The following is a 16390-nucleotide window of genomic DNA, read 5'->3' on the forward strand; positions in this document are numbered from 1 at the left end:
ACATCACAACTACTAACACCATGCGCATTGCCATCTTCACCGAGGTCTTCCTGCCTAAGGTCGACGGTGTGGTCACCCGAATCCTCCGCACCGTTGAGCAGCTGGCGGAACTTGGCCATGAGGTGATCATCTTTGCCACCGGTGATGCGCCGGACACCTATGCCGGCTTCCGGGTTGTGCGTGCGCCGAGCTTTTCCTTGCACAAGATTTACCCCGAGGTGAAGGTGGGTCTTCCCGCCCCGTCGGTGGCGCGAGAGCTAACCGATTTTCAGCCGGACATTGTCCATGCGGTGAATCCGATTTTCTTCGCCGGCTACGGCGGTCTGCTAGCCAAGCACCGCAACATTCCACTACTCGCTTCGTTTCACACCGATGTGCCTGCTTACACGAAGGAGCTGGGTATCGGGCTTGCACAGAAACCCGCCACCGCAATCATTCGTGCTCTACACAACCGCGCCCAGCTCAATCTGGTCACATCCGGCCCGATGATGGAGACAGCCTCCGGCTACGGTCTGCGCAACCTCGCGCTGTGGCCGAAAGCGGTGGATACCGTTGGCTATCACTCAGATAAATTCTCCCTCGCCATGCGCTCTCAGCTCACGGACGGCAATCCGGATGCTCCTTTACTCATCTACGTTGGCCGCATGAGCGCGGAGAAAAACCTTGCGCTTCTCGCCGACGTGATGCCACTTGTGCGCCAGAAAGTGCCAGGCGCGCGCTTAGCCATGGTGGGTGCCGGGCCACAGCTTGAGCGGTTGAAACAAACCTTTGATCCTGAATACACCGTGTTCACTGGCTACCTGTCGGGCGAGCCACTCGCGCAGGCGTTCGCCTCCGCGGATGTGTTCGCTTTCCCCTCACTCACAGAGACCCTCGGGTTGGTCGCACTCGAGGCCTTCGCATCCGGCCTCCCCGTCGTGGGTGCGCGCGCCGGCGGCATCCCCTTTGTCATCAACGATGGTGAAACAGGTGTCCTCGTGGACAAGCAAGCCCCGCCAGCCGAGTGGGCTGAAGCCTTCGCACAGCTGCTTATCGACGGCTCCCGGCGCCACACCATGAGCTCCGCCGCCCGCGCTGAGGCGCAGCGGTGGTCCTGGCGTGCAGCAACGGAGACACTCGTCGGATATTACGAGGACTGCATGACCCGCGCAGCCACATCACGCACCTAGCCGGGGCGGACCACGAAGAAATCTGTTGCCCCATCCCAGGTGGCAGCCACTGCCCCATCATCGGCAGCAATGAATGCGGCCTCACCGGGACCAAGCGATACGGAGCCACCCAGTTCCAGTTGCCCTGCCACATCCAGAACAATCGCCGGACCATTGTCCAGTGAAATTTCCCCCACTTCCTGGCTGCTATACCGGATGACCGCGAAGTCCTTCACCGGCACCGGATATTCCGTGCAGCGCACTTCTCCCCGCGCTGTCTCCTGCACATGCGTGACAGCGTCCAAGGTGGGGTCCTCGATGGACGAGAAGATGAGCACGTCCATCAGCTCATCTACGTCTATGTGCTTGCTGGTCAATCCCCCGCGCAGCACGTTGTCAGAATTGGCCATGACCTCCACACCGAAACCTTCCAGGTAGGCGTGTAAGTTGCCGGCGGGCAGGAACACAGCCTCACCCGGCTCCAACTCAATGTGGTTGAGTAACAGCGCAGCCAGGATCCCCACATCGCCGGGGAATTCCTGCCCGATGAACACGATGTTCTCCGCCAAACGCGCCACGTCCGGATCAGTATGCCCTGCCCGTGCCATCACCTCTGCACGGGCCACAACCGCATCCACCAGCGGTGTTGGGTCTTCCAGGCTGAGCCAGTGGCGAAGCAGGGCCTCCAGGGATTCGCCGATAAGCATGCCCCGTGCTTCATCAAGTTCCGGCATCTCAAACGCAGCAAGCACACGCGCGGTGTCCTCGATGGGGCGGAAACCCGCCATCGCGCGGAACGGTGTGAGAGCAATCAGAATTTCTGGTTTGTGGTTCTCGTCCTTGTAGTTGCGGTGGGCGACGTCCCGGGGGATGCCCGCCGCATCCTCTCGCGCGAAACCTCCCTTGGCCTGCACAATCGAGGGGTGCGCCTGAATGGACAGCGGCTGCCTTGCAGCCAGCAACTTCACCAAAAACGGCAGATGATTCTCCCACTCCTTAGCCGCCTGAGCCCCCAATAACTTCGCGGGATCCGTGGCAATGACCGCATCAAGCGGACCCTCCGCCGTGGCCGACGGCGCGCTCGGATGAGCACCGAACCATAACTCAGCCTCCGGCTGACCATCCGGCTGACGCCCTTGAAGCATGGCAATGCTGCTTGTGTCACCCCACGCGTAGTGCTGCAGGATTCCAGTGAGCTTAAGCATGGCCAAAAACGCTTTCTGTGTGGTTGGCTAGTCTTTCCGCAATCATAGCTAGCGCACGAGAAAGCGGCGCGACCTTCCCTTGAGGCCGCGCCACTTTCACTGTGAAACTCTCTACAAACTAGCGAATCTCACCTGGTGCCTTACGTGTCGGCAGAATACGCGGGCGAACCCCTGCGATCTCCTCGACAATGCGGATCACCTGGTTGGAGTAACCAAACTCGTTGTCGTACCAGACGTACAGCACAAGGTGGTTCCCGGAAGCAATGGTGGCCAGGCCATCAACGATGCCAGCGTGGGTACTGCCAACGAAGTCAGTGGAGACAACGTCTGGGGAATTGATGTAATCAATCTGCTGACGCAAGTTGGAGTCCGTGGACACACGACGCAGATAGTCGTTCACCTCATCGCGGGTGACCTCAGATTCCAGATCTAGGTTCAACACAGCCATGGACACATCGGGCGTAGGAACGCGGATGGCGTTACCGGTGAGCTTTCCCTCAAACTCTGGCAAAGCCTTGGACACTGCCTTGGCAGCACCCGTTTCGGTGAGAACCATGTTCAGCGCAGCCGCGCGACCACGGCGGGCACCCTTGTGGAAGTTGTCAGCCAGGTTCTGGTCATTCGTGTAGGAGTGAACCGTTTCCACGTGGCCGTGCTTCACTCCCCAACGGTCACCGATGACTTTGAGCACCGGCGTGATGGCGTTTGTGGTGCAGGATGCGGCGGACAAGACGCGATCCTGATCCGAATCGTCGATCATGTCGTGGTTTACGCCGTAGACGATGTTCTTCACATCGCCCTTGCCAGGCGCGGTGAGCAGCGCGCGGGACACTCCCTTGGACTTCAGGTGCTGGGAGAGTCCCTCACGGTCACGCCAGCGGCCGGTGTTATCCACCACGATTGCATCATTAATGCCGTAGGCGGTGTAGTCAATCGTTGCCGGATCATCGGAGTAGATCATCTGGATCGGGGTGCCGTTAGCCCAGATAATCTCGTTTTCCTTGTCCACGGTGATGGTGCCGTTGAACGGGCCATGCACGGAATCACGGCGCAGCAGCGAAGCACGCTTCACCACATCTTCATCACCTTTCTTACGCACCACGACGGCGCGCAGGCGCACGCCACCATACTGGGCCTCGCGGGCAATGAGGATACGTGCAAGCAAGCGGCCGATGCGACCAAAGCCATATAGGACTACGTCACGTGGCACGCGGTGGCTGTCCCCACCGATGACCTCAGCGAGCTCCTCTTCCAGGAAGGTGCGCAGTTCCACGCCCTCGGTGCGGCTGTAATTCTTAGCCAGACGCCCCAGGTCGATGGAAGAAGTGCCCAGGTTCATGGTGGTCAGCTCGCGCAGAATCGGCAGCGTTGCATCCAACGGCAGCTCGCGCTCCACCACGCGACGTGCGTAGCGGTGAGCCTTGATGATCTCAATGTCAGTCATACCCACCAAGAGGCGACCGTAGATGGAGGTCACCGCATTATTCTCGCGGTGAAGCTGGCTAATTAGCGGCAGCATCTCCTGAGCGAGGGTGAGTTTATGGTTCCAGTCATCCATCGCGTTGGTTGGCGAGTTCGGGTTGATCGGGTTTTCAGCGTTCACAATCAGTCCTTGTGCACTACTCGAAGGGTCTAATAACCAGCAGCTCTTACTCTATCGCGTCGCGATATTTTTCGGGCTCAGGCTCCGGTTCAAAGGTCGCATCGTTGCTTTTATCCACTAAGACGGCTCGAACGCCTTCCAAGAAATCGTTCTCTCGGCGCAGCATTAGACCCAACTTGTTCTCATTCTGCAGCGCCGTGGCCAGATCGCAGTGGGAGTTAGCCAGCATCAATTCCGCAGAAGCGACAAGGGAGGACGGCGATGCCTGGGCGATCAGCGGTTGGACGACCTCAGCCAGGTGCCCATCAAGGCGTTCCTTAATCTCCGGCCAGGGGTGGGTAAAGACATCGTCGATAAGCACATACAGCTCTTCAAGCTCCTCGAACTTCGCGAGTTCCGGCTGCACCGCAACCTCGTCGAGCACTTCTACCCCCTCATTGATAATCCGCTCAGCGAGACCGTCAAGAGACTCCACCAGGTGCGTAGCCAGCCCCGTAGCCACCATCTCGTGCGCGTTGAGCCGGTATCCGGTGAGCGCCAGAAACATGCCTAGGCCCAGCGTGGGGTGGCCGGGGAGGTTCTGCAACCTCCAGCTCATGCCTACATCCGTGAAGTAGCCGATGTTCATCTCCGGCATGGATGCGAACGCATCCGGCGTCACCACCAAACGATCACCATGCGCGGACAGCCCCAAACCACCGCCCATGACCACACCCGAAACCAGTGAAATATACGGCTTGGGGTACTCCGCAATCATCAAATTCATCTCATACTCGCGGCGGAAGAACTCATCCACCTCCTCATGCCGCCCCGCCATAATCGCCTCACGCGCATAACGCACATCACCGCCCGCGCAGAAATGCTTGCCCGAAGAGACGACAAGCACCTGCTCAATCGCGTCATCCTCACGCCACGCGTTGAGCGCATCAATGATCGGATACAACATGTCCGGGTTGAGCGAGTTCAGCGCCTTCGGCCGATCTAGCGTGATCACGCCGGTAGAACGCACTACGTCAGTCCGCACTGGTGGATTCACTGTTTCTGCCATGAAAACAGTGTTCCACAGTTAACAGAAGGACGGCGTGGATTTTGCGCATTGCTTATCGACGATCACCGCTAAGCCCTATTCCCCAATTAGGTCATACTAACGTTTGCTAATTCCCCCCGCGATCCTTGGGAAACCCTCCTGACCCTTGCTTCTAAGGCAAGCCTTACTGTAGCAAGGTTAGGTAAACCTAACCCCATCGTAATGGAAGGACAACCCACCATGACTACCGCTACCGCCGAGGCGCCCTCAATCTCCACCCTCCTGCGCGAAGGCACCGCTGCAGCCCACGCGCAGGCTGAGAACACTTCGTTCATGGCACATCTAGCCAAAGGAGAACTCTCCCGCGAGGACGCAGTGAACCTCACTGCACAGTACTACTTCATCTACACCACACTCGAAGACATCGCTCACCGCGGCCGTACCACCAGTGAAGCAGTTGCCACCATCGCCGATGCCCGCCTGGATCGCCGCCAGGCCCTTGAATCCGACCTGGCCGCCATGATCGGCCCGAATTGGCGTGAAGAAATTACTGCTTTGCCAGCCACCACCCGCTACGTTGCCAAGCTGGAAGCCATCTCCCCCGATAATGCCCCCGCCATCATCGCTCACCACTACGTCCGCTACCTGGGTGATATCGCCGGTGGCCAGGTGATCGCCCGCATGCTCGAAGGCCACTACGGACTCACCCCCGAAGAGCTCACGTTCTATGACTTCTCCGCCATCGGCAAGATTCCCCCATTCCGCAAAAGCTACAAAGACGCACTCGATGCACTGCCTTTCAATAACACCGAACGCGCCTCCTTGCTCGCCCACGCGGAAAACGCTTTCTGTCTAAACAGTGCCGTTTTTGCCGACCTGGCAAATATCAGCCATGTCCTCCAGGGGCTCTAAAAACTACTTGTCCACCACGAGGAGCGCGATCATCATAATCACCGCACTCACCCCTGCTGCAATCACGCCACCCGTCATGGCGTAATCACCCGGGGCCAAGAAGAGTACCGCGCCGGCAACAGCCAAAACCAACGCCCATGCGATTCCAAGCACGACACCCGCTGCTCCTCGGCCCTTGTCTTCCACCCACTCGTACTCCGGGTGTCTGTTCTTCTCGGCCTTACGTGCCCGGCGATCAGGCATGTACGACATAGCCACGATGGTGAGCAACAAACCAAGCGCCCCAACAATCGCAACGATCGTGTTCCCCGCAGCGCCACCGAAAGCTAGAACAGCTGTTGCTAGAACAATTGCACCTCTCTCCCACGCCTCAAACTTCAAGCGCCGATTCGGGTCTTTCACAGGATCAACAACTGATGGCGTGGACACACGGCGCATGGTTTGGGTGGCGTCATCATAGGGCGAGTACACAATCAACCTTTCGTTTGATCTTTTCGAAGATTCAAGTTAGCCTACCCCTTACACCTAGGCAACTATCCAGGCTCTTTTCACACCCAAAGGACGCTCATGTTCAGGAATAAGTTCGTCGCAGTCGCCGCTGCGGCATCTATTGCCACACTTGGTGCTGGCGCTCCAATGGTCGCATTGTCACCATTAGCTCTCGCCCAGGATCCAGATTCGATGGAGCTGTTTGCCACCCCCACCACTCACCGTGCTGTTGTCGGCGGTGAGATGGATTGGGCTATCAGGGACTCCTTCCGCGACTACATCCAAGGAAAGATCGCGAAAGGCAATATCACCTACAACGGCCAACCATTCACCGGATCCCAGCCTTTCAGGTTCAATGCACAAAAAGCAGGCATGAGCTCAACCAGTGAAGGTGTGATTCCTTTCAGCGGTGAGGTCCACTTCTACGGCCACGACGGCAAGCTGGACATCAAACTTTCCAACTTCCGCCTGCTCATCAAGGGCACCCAAGCTCAAATCATCGTGGATGGCGAAGGCACCAAATTCGTGGACACCACTACTAAGGGTCCCCACACCATGTGGAAAGATGCCCGCCTCGCCAATATTGAGCTGAGCAATCCGCTCGATTTCACAGCTAGCACGGTCCGTATTTCGGGTCCGACATCATTGAGCCATGACGCACAGGCCATTGATATGTTTGGCGGTTTCTATGAGGCGGGTGAAGAGCTGTCACCTGTTGATATCGTGCTAAGGCTTGACGACGAATCTGGCGAAGCACCAGCACTTCCCCTTGACATCCAAGGTTGGGATGGGACCGGAGCAGGCGGGGGCACCTCGAACCAGAGTGGGCGCCCCAAAGAAGGCACCCCTGCAGCCCTCGTGAACGATGTGAACCAAACGCTCAACGAGATCAACAATCTCATGGTCACCACAAACTCTTTGTTGACCAATGCGGACAAACTGTTTAACCGTAATCCTTCCGGCACTACCAGCACGACAACTGGCGGAACACCAGCCCTGGCGAACAGTGCGGCCAATACCAACACCGGTAACAGCAATGCTGGCACCAACAAAGCTGGCGGTGGTGCGGGCACTGGAGCTGGAACAGGTACGGGCACACTGCCGAAGAGCAATAACACTAACCCAGTCGGTGGGACCGGTGTCTCCCCCACCGCCAGGGCCAACGAAGGTGCCGCAAACGCGCAGGCGTCCGGTGGTGGATCCAACTCCGGTGAAGTATGCGCAGACGATGGCGCACGCGGAGTGCAGCAAGCAAACGCAGCGTGGGGCATACGTCAGTCCTTCCGCAACTACATCAAGGGCTCCATTGCTAAGGGCGGCTGGGAGTTGAGCGGTGTCAGCGATGCCAATAACGCATTCCAGTGGACCGGAACTGCTGGCGCCGTGAACGTGAACAATAAGTCTGGATCGATCCTGTTCCCCGGTGCGATACGTTTCACCGGCCACAGTGGCGTCCTAGACACCCGCTTTTCCAATATGGAGATCCAATTCTCCGGTAATTCAGGCCAGCTGGTTCTCAACGCAAAGTCCAATGATGTTGAGGGCAACCCCCATGATTACGGTCGCGTGACCATTGCCGACCTGGCTTTTACACAGCTCAACATCAGTGAAAGCTCTGTTCAGGGCCAGGCGACCACCACGTTGACAGCTGCCGGCGCCGAGGCATTTGGGCAGTTCTATGAGCCAGGCACCGCACTCGATCCGATCTCCTTCACCGCTCAGCTCGGTGGTGCACCGAACTGTGTTTCCGGCCAAGGCGAAGCCAATTCCGGTGCAGGCACTGGCCAGGGCGGCAGTGCAAGCCAGGCGGCCGCACTTCGCTCCTCAGGCGGTGGAACAAGTGCCGCAACCAGCAAAGTTTCCGGTGGTGGAGCATCGGGGGGTACCAACGCTTCTGGTCCAGGCGCTTCGGCCGACGGTGGCTCTGTTTTTGACGAACAAGATGGTGTGGACAGCACATCGAAGTCGAAGAGCCTTGGGGAGAACCAGTTCCAGATCAAGTCCGCTGGTGAAGATGGCGTGGCCTGGGACGATAGCTCGGTTGCACAAATGCTCCTTATCCTCGCTTCCTTTGTCACCTCCGGTGGCGCACTCACCCGCTTCGTTCTGAAGAACTAGAAGCTTTGTCCGTTGGAAGTTGACCTGTTAGAACACGTTGGAAAGATCTGAAATGAAAAGAACACTCATTGGCCTCGCCATGGCTACGTCCCTCGCCTTTGTCTCCGGATGCTCGTCTTGGGATAGCCCGACCCAGTCCCAAACTGAAGAGCTGGCTGATTCTCTTAGCGGAACACAAGATCCACACCAGATGCAAGGTGTCGCACACGTTGAAGCTCTAAGTGAGGTCGAACCTGTCATCACAGACCCGAAGCCTGCTCTACCAGTCGAACTGACAGATGCTGATGGCTATGAAGTGTCGGTAACGGACACCTCTCGTATTTTGGCGCTCGACATTTACGGCACATACACGAAGATCCTGCGCGGTTTGGGCCTTACGGACAATATTGTCGGTCGCACGGTGTCGTCGACTGAGAAGTCACTCGAGCACCTGCCCAAAGTGTCACAAGATGGCCATACGCTGAACGCCGAAGCTGTCCTGAACCTGAAGCCCTCGCTCGTCATTGTGGATCACTCTATTGGGCCAGAAGAAGCCATTGACCAGATTCGCAATGCTGGTGTCACTGTTGTGGTGATGGATCCGAAGCGTCAGATGGATTCGATTGGCCAGGACATCCGCGATGTTTCAGCGGTGGTTGGTCTTCCCAAGGCTGGTGAAGACTTAGCTAGCCGCACCGAGAAGGAACTCGACGAGGCACTCACTGCCATCAAGAAGGTTGCCCCGGATGTCCCGTTGCGTATGTCGTTCCTGTACGCACGTGGCAACGGCGGGATCTTCTACCTGCTCGGTCAAGAGTCCCATACCCAAGACCTCATTGAAGCTCTGGGCGGCGTGGATGCAAACAGTGAAAACGGCATTGGCAGTCCCGTCCCGGCCAGTCCTGAGGCATTGGCTGAAGTAAACCCTGAACTGTTTGTCATGATGACAAATGGCCTTGGCTCCACGGGCGACGTTGAGGGTCTGCTTGCACGCCCAGGTGTGGCACAAACCGATGCCGGTAAGAACCGACGCATCCTCGCTCTACCGGATGGAGACTCGCTCGCATATGGTCCACAGACTCCTGAGATGTTGCTGCGCGCTGCGCACGCTCTCTACGGTGGGTCTGGCGAGAACTGATGGCAGAACCCACCCACTCTGTCACTTTTCGTAAGCGACGCAGGCGACGCATCACGTTGTTTTGCACCATGATCGTGCTGCTCACCGTCGCCTGCGTGTACTCCGTCATGGTTGGCCAGTATCAGCTTGCGCTCAAGGATCTATGGCCGATCCTGAAAGCAGGCCCACTGGTCGCAACCGACCTCGATTCATCGGTGATTTGGCAGATCCGTCTACCACGCCTCGTGCTGGGTTTATTTGTCGGCGCCGCGCTCGGCTTAGGTGGTGCGTTGATGCAGGCGGTGTTCTCTAACCCTTTGGCAGAACCCTCCATCATCGGTGTAACAACCGGTGCAGGTGTGGGCGCAGCATTCGCGATTGTTTTTGGTGCCAGCCTTTTCGGCTCAAGCCTATTAGGCGCCTGGGCTGTTCCGGCCTGTGCATTTGTCGCTGGTGTTTTGACTACGATGCTTGTCTACCAACTTTCCCGCACGGCTGGCAAAGTTCAGGTGATCAACCTCGTCCTGGTGGGCATTGCTGCGAATGCTCTCGCTGGTGCCTCGATTTCTATTCTGGTGTTCCTTGCACCGACTACAGCCCGCGAGGAGATTATCTTCTGGCAAATGGGCACGCTAGCCGGTGCCAGCTGGGAGCACACCGGCATCGTGGCGGTCTTGGTGTCAACCGCTACTTTTGCTGCCATGTTCCTTGGCCGGAAGCTCGATCTTCTTGCATTGGGCGATACAGCGGCCTCACACATTGGCCTGAATGTTCAACGTTTGCGCATCGTTGCAATTACGTTGTCCACGCTCATGACGGCTGCGGCTGTGTCATTTGCCGGCATCATCACCTTTGTTGGCTTGATTATTCCTCACATTGTGCGCACGGTGGCTGGCCCATCAAACCGAGTTTTGTTGCCAGCTTCCGCTCTCGGTGGCGCATTGCTCATTGGTGCGTCAGACATTCTCGCGCGAACGCTTATCCCGTACGCGGATCTCCCCATCGGTATTTTCACCGCACTCATTGGCGGGCCGACGTTCTTCGTTCTGCTGCGGCAGATGTTTCGGAAGCGTAGGACACTATGACGGTTGAAGCACACAACATCACGGTCATCAAAAACGGCAACCGGATCCTCGAGGATGTGTCGTTCACTGCCCCACCAGGAAAAGTGACCGCACTGATCGGACCCAACGGCGCTGGCAAATCTACCTTGTTAGCTGCTCTTTCCGGCGACGAAAAACCCCACACCGGATTAGTAGACCTTGGTGGCGTAGATGTGCTCACTGCTACTCCCCTTGAACTGGCACGAACGCGCTCCGTCATGCTGCAGGACATTTCAGTCGCCTTTTCCTTCCTCGTACGAGACGTTGTGGAGATGGGCCGTAGTCCATGGAGTAAAACCAGCACGCCTGAGCACGATGATGCGATCATTGATGCCGCGCTCGAGGCCACTGGAGTCATTCATTTGCAGGACAGGGACATAACCACCCTTTCCGGCGGTGAGCGTGCCCGCGTGGCGCTTTCACGAATTCTCGCGCAACAAACCCCTATCGTCTTCCTCGACGAGCCCACGGCTGCCATGGACATTCGCTTCCAGGAACGCACTATGGGCACGGTACGTCGCCTCGCGGAAGCTGGCCGTACGGTCGTTGTGGTTCTTCATAATCTTCAGGCAGCTGCGACGTACTGCGACAACGTCGTGTGTTTAAGTCGTGGCAAAGTCGCGGCCGCTGGCACGGTTGAGGAGGTCTACACTGACGAGATTCTCTCCCGTGTTTATGAGTGGCCGATCCGCGTTGAAAAGACTTCCACCGGACTTTTCGTTCATCCTGAACCCGAGAAGTGGGAGGGAGGCTCCCTCCTCTTCACCCCTTCAACCTAAAGAATGTCATCCAAAGGTTGTATTTAGGGCGAGATGACCCTAAACTCTGAGAGGTTCCTAATGATGCTCTCAGAAAGGATGCTCATGCGTCTCGCAAGCACTTCTCTCACCGCAGTGGCAACAGCCACCGCACTCGCAGCCACGTCCACCCTCACCCCATTCGCATCCGCAGAAGAATCGCAGCCGGCCCCGTCCGTGCAATCTGGATATGTCACGTGGTCAATCAAGGACTCATTCCTGCGGTACATCCAGGGCCCAATCGCCAAAGGCACCGTTGATGCCACTGACGGGCTGGAAACCGTCAAGGACGGCAAAGGCAAGATCACTAACCTAAAGTTCCCTGTCGATACCAAGAACACGTCCATCAATGCTGCTGGTGTAGGCACTATTGACCTCGACGGTGCTGTTCACTTCCTTGGGCACAAGGGACATGGCCCCGAAGGTGGCTACGGCCTCGACGTCGCACTGTCAGATTTCAAGGTCAAGGTGACCGAGAAAGAAGCAATCGTCACCGTAGATTACCTCAGCAAGGGTTCGAATCCAGACGGAGAGCCGCTGGAGGACCGTAAGGGCAACGACGTCGAGTTTGCTAAGTTGCCACTCACCACACCGATCAAACCTGCTGCGAACCAGTCGGTCACTTCAACCTCAGAAAAGGGACGACTTCTCCAAGGCGGATTAGACGCGTTTATTTTCTACGAGGAGTCCAAAGCTGACACTTCCGCAGCCGATTTCAACATTAAGTTCGGTGGACCAGTCAAGCCTGAGGAGCCGAACAACCCTGAGCAGCCGGGCACGCCGGATAACCCGACCAACCCGGATAAGCCAAGCAACCCGAATGAGCCGAACGGCAGCAGCCTGAGCACCGGCGGCATCATCGGCATCATCGTTGCTCTGCTGGCTCTGATCGGTGGTGGCGCGTTCTTAGCTCACCAGGCTGGTTTCCTGAAGTAATCCCCCTCCTGGCCCACTTGAAGCCAACGTTCAATAGGATAGAACGCTATGAAGAAGCACCGTCACCTGTTTTCTACAACCACGATCGCTGCAGCCACCGCTGTGGCCTTGGCAACAGGCGCTGTTTCAGCTCCGGTCGCTACCGCGGAGACACAGTCGTCGTCCGACGCTGCGGGTGACTCGGAGAAGAGCAGCTTCCAGGATCTGAAGTCTTTAGATCTTTCCTCGACTGGTGATGGTTCCCCGATGCAGAAAGCAACGCACGGGCTCACACTCATCCTCGCCATTGGTGGTGTGGGCCTGGTGCTCGTTGCACTGTTCAAGGGTCTCGGCGAGATCTTGGCGCCTCACATGCCCAAGATTGAGCTGCCAGCACGTTAAGCCCACCCAATGGTCGATTTCTCCGCATCAGCTCACATCGTCGCCCCACAGTTGCTCGGCTGCTATGTCACCCACCGTGGTGTGACTATTCGGCTGACGGAAGTGGAAGCGTACCTGGGCGCGGAGGACCCAGCAGCGCACACATATAACGGTAAAACCGCCCGCAATGCAGCTATGTTTGGCCCGCCCGGGCGGTTTTATGTCTATTTGTCCTATGGCATCCACTTCAATGGCAACATCGTGTGCGCCCCTGAAGGTACCGGCCAGGGCTGCCTCATGCGGGGTGGAGAGGTGGTGGAGGGTATAGAGCTTGCCAGGGAACGCAGACAAGCGAAAAACCGCAAGCCTATTGTCGACGAAAATTTGGCGCGCGGACCTGGCAATTTAGGGCGCGCACTGGGCTTGGATCTCGCAGATAACGGCACCGAAGTGCAGCTGACCTTGCGCGAAGATGAACCCGAATGGGTGGCGGGGCCGCGCATCGGGATCAGTAAAAACGTGGATGCGCCTTACCGTTTCTGGATCCCGGGTGACAAAACTGTCAGCACACCGCGCGGCTACCCGAAAAAGAAAGCTTAAGCGTCTTTCTTCTTTTTCTTCCCACGCTCCAGCTTGGAAGCCACATCCGGCACGTAGCGGAACTCATCGCGTGGCGGACGCTCATAATCCACCGAGGTGGGGCGCTCGGGAATCTCCGGCAGGTCCGGTTCAAGATGCTCGTACGGAATGGTGGACAGCAGGTGCGAGATCACGTTGATGCGTGAACGCTTCTTGTCCTCCGACTCGACCGTGTACCAGGGCGCGGCCGGAATGTCGGTGTGGATGAACATCTCATCCTTCGCGCGGGAGTAATCCTCCCACTTCGTAATGGACTCCAGATCCATCGGCGAGAGCTTCCACTGACGCAGCGGATCATTGTGACGGGACTTGAAGCGTGCGTACTGCTCCTCATCAGAGACGGAGAACCAGTACTTGCGCAGAAGGATCCCATCCTCCACTAGCAGGCGCTCAAAGATCGGCGCCTGGTGCAGGAAGCGGCGGTACTCCTGCGAGGTGCAAAAGCCCATCACACGCTCAACACCAGCGCGGTTGTACCAGGAGCGGTCAAAGATGACAATCTCACCGGCAGCCGGCAACTTTTCAATGTAGCGCTGGAAGTACCACTGGGTCTGCTCACGCTCCGTCGGCTTCGGCAGAGCCTCGATGCGACACACGCGCGGGTTGAGGTACTGCGTGATGCGCTTGATGGCGGACCCCTTACCAGCAGCATCGCGGCCTTCCATCACAACGACGATGCGAGCGCCGGTGGCTACAACCCACTGCTGCATCTTCACCAACTCAGCCTGGAGGCGGAGCAGCTCCTTTTCATAGGCTTTCTTGGATAGCTTCGGGGGCTTGCTTGCGGTCTCAGGCTTATTGGAAGTCATATCCCTAACGGTAGTCCCCACCACAATCTTCCCGGTGAAGTGGTCACCTTTTGCGCTCGGCTAGCCCGAGCGCTATGCGACGGTCACTGTGGCCGAGCCCGTAAACGGCGTTAGGCCTCCGGATACATCGCGGGAAGAACCATCCACACGGATGGTGTACATGCCCGGTGCAGCATCCTTCGTGTCCCAAGAAACACGGGCGTTGGTGGTCCCCGCGTTCTTCACAAACTCGATGATGGTGTCAGCGTGGAAATCATCTGCCACGATCTCCCCCGCCGCATTCGTAATGGTCACGTAGCCCTGCCCGTGTCGTAGATCCGAGTTGGGGTTGGCAAAGCAGAAAGTGGCTGTTGCCCTGGCACCGACAACAACGGTACTGCTGGCGGTAATCACATCACCGAATTCCATGCCCCATGCCGGCTGGTCAATCCCAGGCTGGCCGGATAACGAGGTGGGGATCAATCCGGTGAGGTCCCCGCCAGCGGCACCAACATCAATCTGGGTGCCATCGCACAAGGACTCAGCCAGCTCGTCGTAGACCTGCATCATGGCGCAGAGTTGATGGCGCCCGAAGATGGTGGCACCTCCTTCATAATCCTGATTGTCGTACTCTTCCGGCGTTGTCACATAGTGGGCATAGCCACTGGTGTAGCCCATGCAGATGACGGTTTCTAGCGGAACGTCGAGCACCTCCGCGACGTGCTGGCGTATCCGGTAGCCCGCCATGGAGGTGGGTTCCATGGAGTTGGTGATGATGGTCAGGCCCGCAATCTGTGTGACAGAAAACAGCAGCACTTGCTGGATCATCCCATCAATAAAGCCAAGGGGTAGCAGTATTTCTTTGTTGCCGTGGATCTCTCTCCAGTCCTCCGGCAGGATCACATCACCGAGCTCCTTCACCCAGGGTGTGCCACCGCGCTCCCCCTCGTTGAAGATGGGCACGTCCAGTCCGCCACCATCTTCCTGGCTGGAAGCGGCAAACGCCGCGCCCAAGATCGCCGGGCCGGTTCTGTGCTCAGTGCCGTCGGGGGTAAAGCGCCCGTCAATAGTCACATCCCGCATGTCCACCCACTTGTAGCGGTTGCGGATCGTCGGTCCATTCTTCCCCGTAATGTCAATGACCCTGGTGCCAGGCCCACGTGTTGCATCGATCTGGCGGTCGCCCAAAACTTGCGCGGATAGTGCCTCATTTTCCAAGCCAGGCCCCGTCTGTGGCTGCAGCCCCATGTTAGGAGTGATGTCGCCCTGTGGTGCCGTGGCAAAGGCCGCCACGAACGGCGCATTTTCCGCCTCACGGTGGATCGTTCCCTTCTCGCGTTCCATGCGCCAAGAGGACCAGCCCTTATGGTCGCCGTCGATAAGCGTGTGCTTGTGACCAAAGCTCGTGGCGTGCAGCCCGTACCAGTTGATCAGGCCCACGTCTTTGCCGCCGCGCGCGATGAATAGCGTGATGCTCTCCGGGTTCACCCCTTTGGGGAATGCAATCTTCTCCTCATCCGGATTGCGCGAGAAGGCCTCAAAAGAGCGGTTCACTCCTGCCTCCCGCACTTCACCACGGACGAGTCGCAATGTGGACAGCTGTTTATCAGCATGTGCTCGCTTGATGGCCTCAACAATGCCAGCAACGGTTGCCTCAAACGTGACGGGCCGGAAACCCAGCGTGGTCAAGTCCACCATGAGGTGCCCGGACGTTCCACCCGGCCCCACGTGCGTGTGGGAAGCGGAAATGAACACATTGGATTCGTTATACGCCGCACCGAATTCCTCTTTGAGTCTGCGCAGAACCTCCAGCTGAATGGACTGGAACATTAGCCCCATCTCCGCGATAACAAAAACTGTGCTCACACCGGTGGCATCCTCAAAAATGAATGCTCGTGCAAATTGGCGTAGACGAATACCAGTTGTCGATTGCGCCATCACGGCATAGCCATTCATGCCTGCGCCAAGGGGCTCCCCCGTCATGTCAGCCATGCCACGCCCAACGATGAGCTCTGGCCCCGGAGCCTCTTTCGCGTGCGCGCCGGTCACTTGTAAGGCTGCCACCCCGGCGGCTGCCAGTCCTGCCCCAGCCAAAAACGTACGTCGCCCGAATGTGATCTGAGTCATAGCGGGCAGATTACATGGAACTTACTTTTTTGTAAGCAAAAT

15 protein-coding genes are annotated in these 16390 nt (G+C 57.7%); 9 read left to right on the forward strand and 6 right to left on the reverse strand.

Going from position 1 to position 16390, the window contains the following annotated elements:
* Window positions 1-20: 20 nt before the first annotated feature.
* Window positions 21-1169, forward strand: a complete 1149-nt coding sequence (locus F4V54_RS03515; protein ID WP_150386258.1) for a glycosyltransferase family 4 protein — start codon at window positions 21-23, stop codon at window positions 1167-1169.
* Here the strand turns inward: F4V54_RS03515 and manA are convergent.
* The 3 genes from manA to F4V54_RS03530 form a co-directional block, all read right to left on the reverse strand.
* Window positions 1166-2353, reverse strand: a complete 1188-nt coding sequence (gene manA, locus F4V54_RS03520) for a mannose-6-phosphate isomerase, class I (RefSeq protein ID WP_150386259.1) — start codon at window positions 2351-2353, stop codon at window positions 1166-1168. The genes F4V54_RS03515 and manA overlap by 4 nt on opposite strands.
* Window positions 2354-2471: 118 nt before the next feature.
* Complete coding sequence (locus tag F4V54_RS03525; RefSeq protein WP_034664035.1) at window positions 2472-3911, reverse strand: glyceraldehyde-3-phosphate dehydrogenase; 1440 nt, start codon at window positions 3909-3911, stop codon at window positions 2472-2474.
* 91 nt (window positions 3912-4002) lie between these two features.
* Window positions 4003-5004: a 3-hydroxyisobutyryl-CoA hydrolase gene (locus F4V54_RS03530; RefSeq protein WP_150386260.1), complete on the reverse strand. Its 1002-nt coding sequence runs from the start codon at window positions 5002-5004 to the stop codon at window positions 4003-4005.
* A gap of 219 nt (window positions 5005-5223) precedes the next feature.
* Here F4V54_RS03530 and F4V54_RS03535 point away from each other — a divergent pair, with 219 nt between their 5' ends.
* Window positions 5224-5895, forward strand: a complete 672-nt coding sequence (locus tag F4V54_RS03535; RefSeq protein ID WP_150386261.1) for a biliverdin-producing heme oxygenase — start codon at window positions 5224-5226, stop codon at window positions 5893-5895.
* Between the two features lie 3 nt (window positions 5896-5898).
* Here the strand turns inward: F4V54_RS03535 and F4V54_RS03540 are convergent, their stop codons facing one another.
* On the reverse strand, window positions 5899-6366 hold the full coding sequence (locus F4V54_RS03540) for a hypothetical protein (RefSeq protein ID WP_150386262.1): 468 nt from the start codon (window positions 6364-6366) through the stop codon (window positions 5899-5901).
* 96 nt (window positions 6367-6462) lie between these two features.
* Here F4V54_RS03540 and F4V54_RS03545 point away from each other — a divergent pair, with 96 nt between their 5' ends.
* From F4V54_RS03545 to F4V54_RS03575, 7 genes are all read left to right on the forward strand, one after another.
* Window positions 6463-8502, forward strand: coding sequence for an HtaA domain-containing protein (locus F4V54_RS03545; protein ID WP_150386263.1), 2040 nt, complete (start codon window positions 6463-6465; stop codon window positions 8500-8502).
* A gap of 52 nt (window positions 8503-8554) precedes the next feature.
* A complete protein-coding gene (locus tag F4V54_RS03550) occupies window positions 8555-9619 on the forward strand; it encodes a heme/hemin ABC transporter substrate-binding protein (RefSeq protein ID WP_102724503.1) in 1065 nt (354 codons plus the stop codon).
* Entirely contained in the window at window positions 9619-10683 is a 1065-nt protein-coding gene (locus tag F4V54_RS03555; protein WP_034663937.1) for a FecCD family ABC transporter permease, read from the forward strand. Before F4V54_RS03550 ends, F4V54_RS03555 begins: the two co-directional genes overlap by 1 nt.
* Window positions 10680-11480 carry a heme ABC transporter ATP-binding protein gene (locus F4V54_RS03560; RefSeq protein WP_150386264.1) on the forward strand — a complete coding sequence of 267 codons (801 nt, stop codon included), beginning with the start codon at window positions 10680-10682 and terminating at the stop codon, window positions 11478-11480. The genes F4V54_RS03555 and F4V54_RS03560 overlap by 4 nt, the downstream gene beginning before the upstream one ends.
* Before the next feature lie 84 nt (window positions 11481-11564).
* Window positions 11565-12434, forward strand: coding sequence for an HtaA domain-containing protein (locus F4V54_RS03565; protein ID WP_170253100.1), 870 nt, complete (start codon window positions 11565-11567; stop codon window positions 12432-12434).
* 48 nt (window positions 12435-12482) lie between these two features.
* Complete coding sequence (locus F4V54_RS03570; protein WP_102724505.1) at window positions 12483-12815, forward strand: hypothetical protein; 333 nt, start codon at window positions 12483-12485, stop codon at window positions 12813-12815.
* A 9-nt stretch (window positions 12816-12824) separates the two neighbouring features.
* Window positions 12825-13394 (forward strand): DNA-3-methyladenine glycosylase, encoded by a 570-nt coding sequence (locus F4V54_RS03575; RefSeq protein ID WP_150386266.1) that lies wholly within the window; start codon window positions 12825-12827, stop codon window positions 13392-13394.
* Here F4V54_RS03575 and ppk2 read toward each other — a convergent pair.
* Complete coding sequence (gene ppk2, locus F4V54_RS03580; RefSeq protein WP_034663947.1) at window positions 13391-14242, reverse strand: polyphosphate kinase 2; 852 nt, start codon at window positions 14240-14242, stop codon at window positions 13391-13393. The two genes, F4V54_RS03575 and ppk2, sit on opposite strands and share 4 nt — an antisense overlap.
* 72 nt (window positions 14243-14314) lie before the next feature.
* Window positions 14315-16348 carry a neutral/alkaline non-lysosomal ceramidase N-terminal domain-containing protein gene (locus F4V54_RS03585; RefSeq protein WP_150386267.1) on the reverse strand — a complete coding sequence of 678 codons (2034 nt, stop codon included), beginning with the start codon at window positions 16346-16348 and terminating at the stop codon, window positions 14315-14317.
* Between the last annotated feature and the right edge of the window lie 42 nt (window positions 16349-16390).

The sequence above is a fragment of the Corynebacterium tuscaniense genome (genome assembly GCF_008693065.1).
Lineage (GTDB): Bacteria > Actinomycetota > Actinomycetes > Mycobacteriales > Mycobacteriaceae > Corynebacterium > Corynebacterium tuscaniense.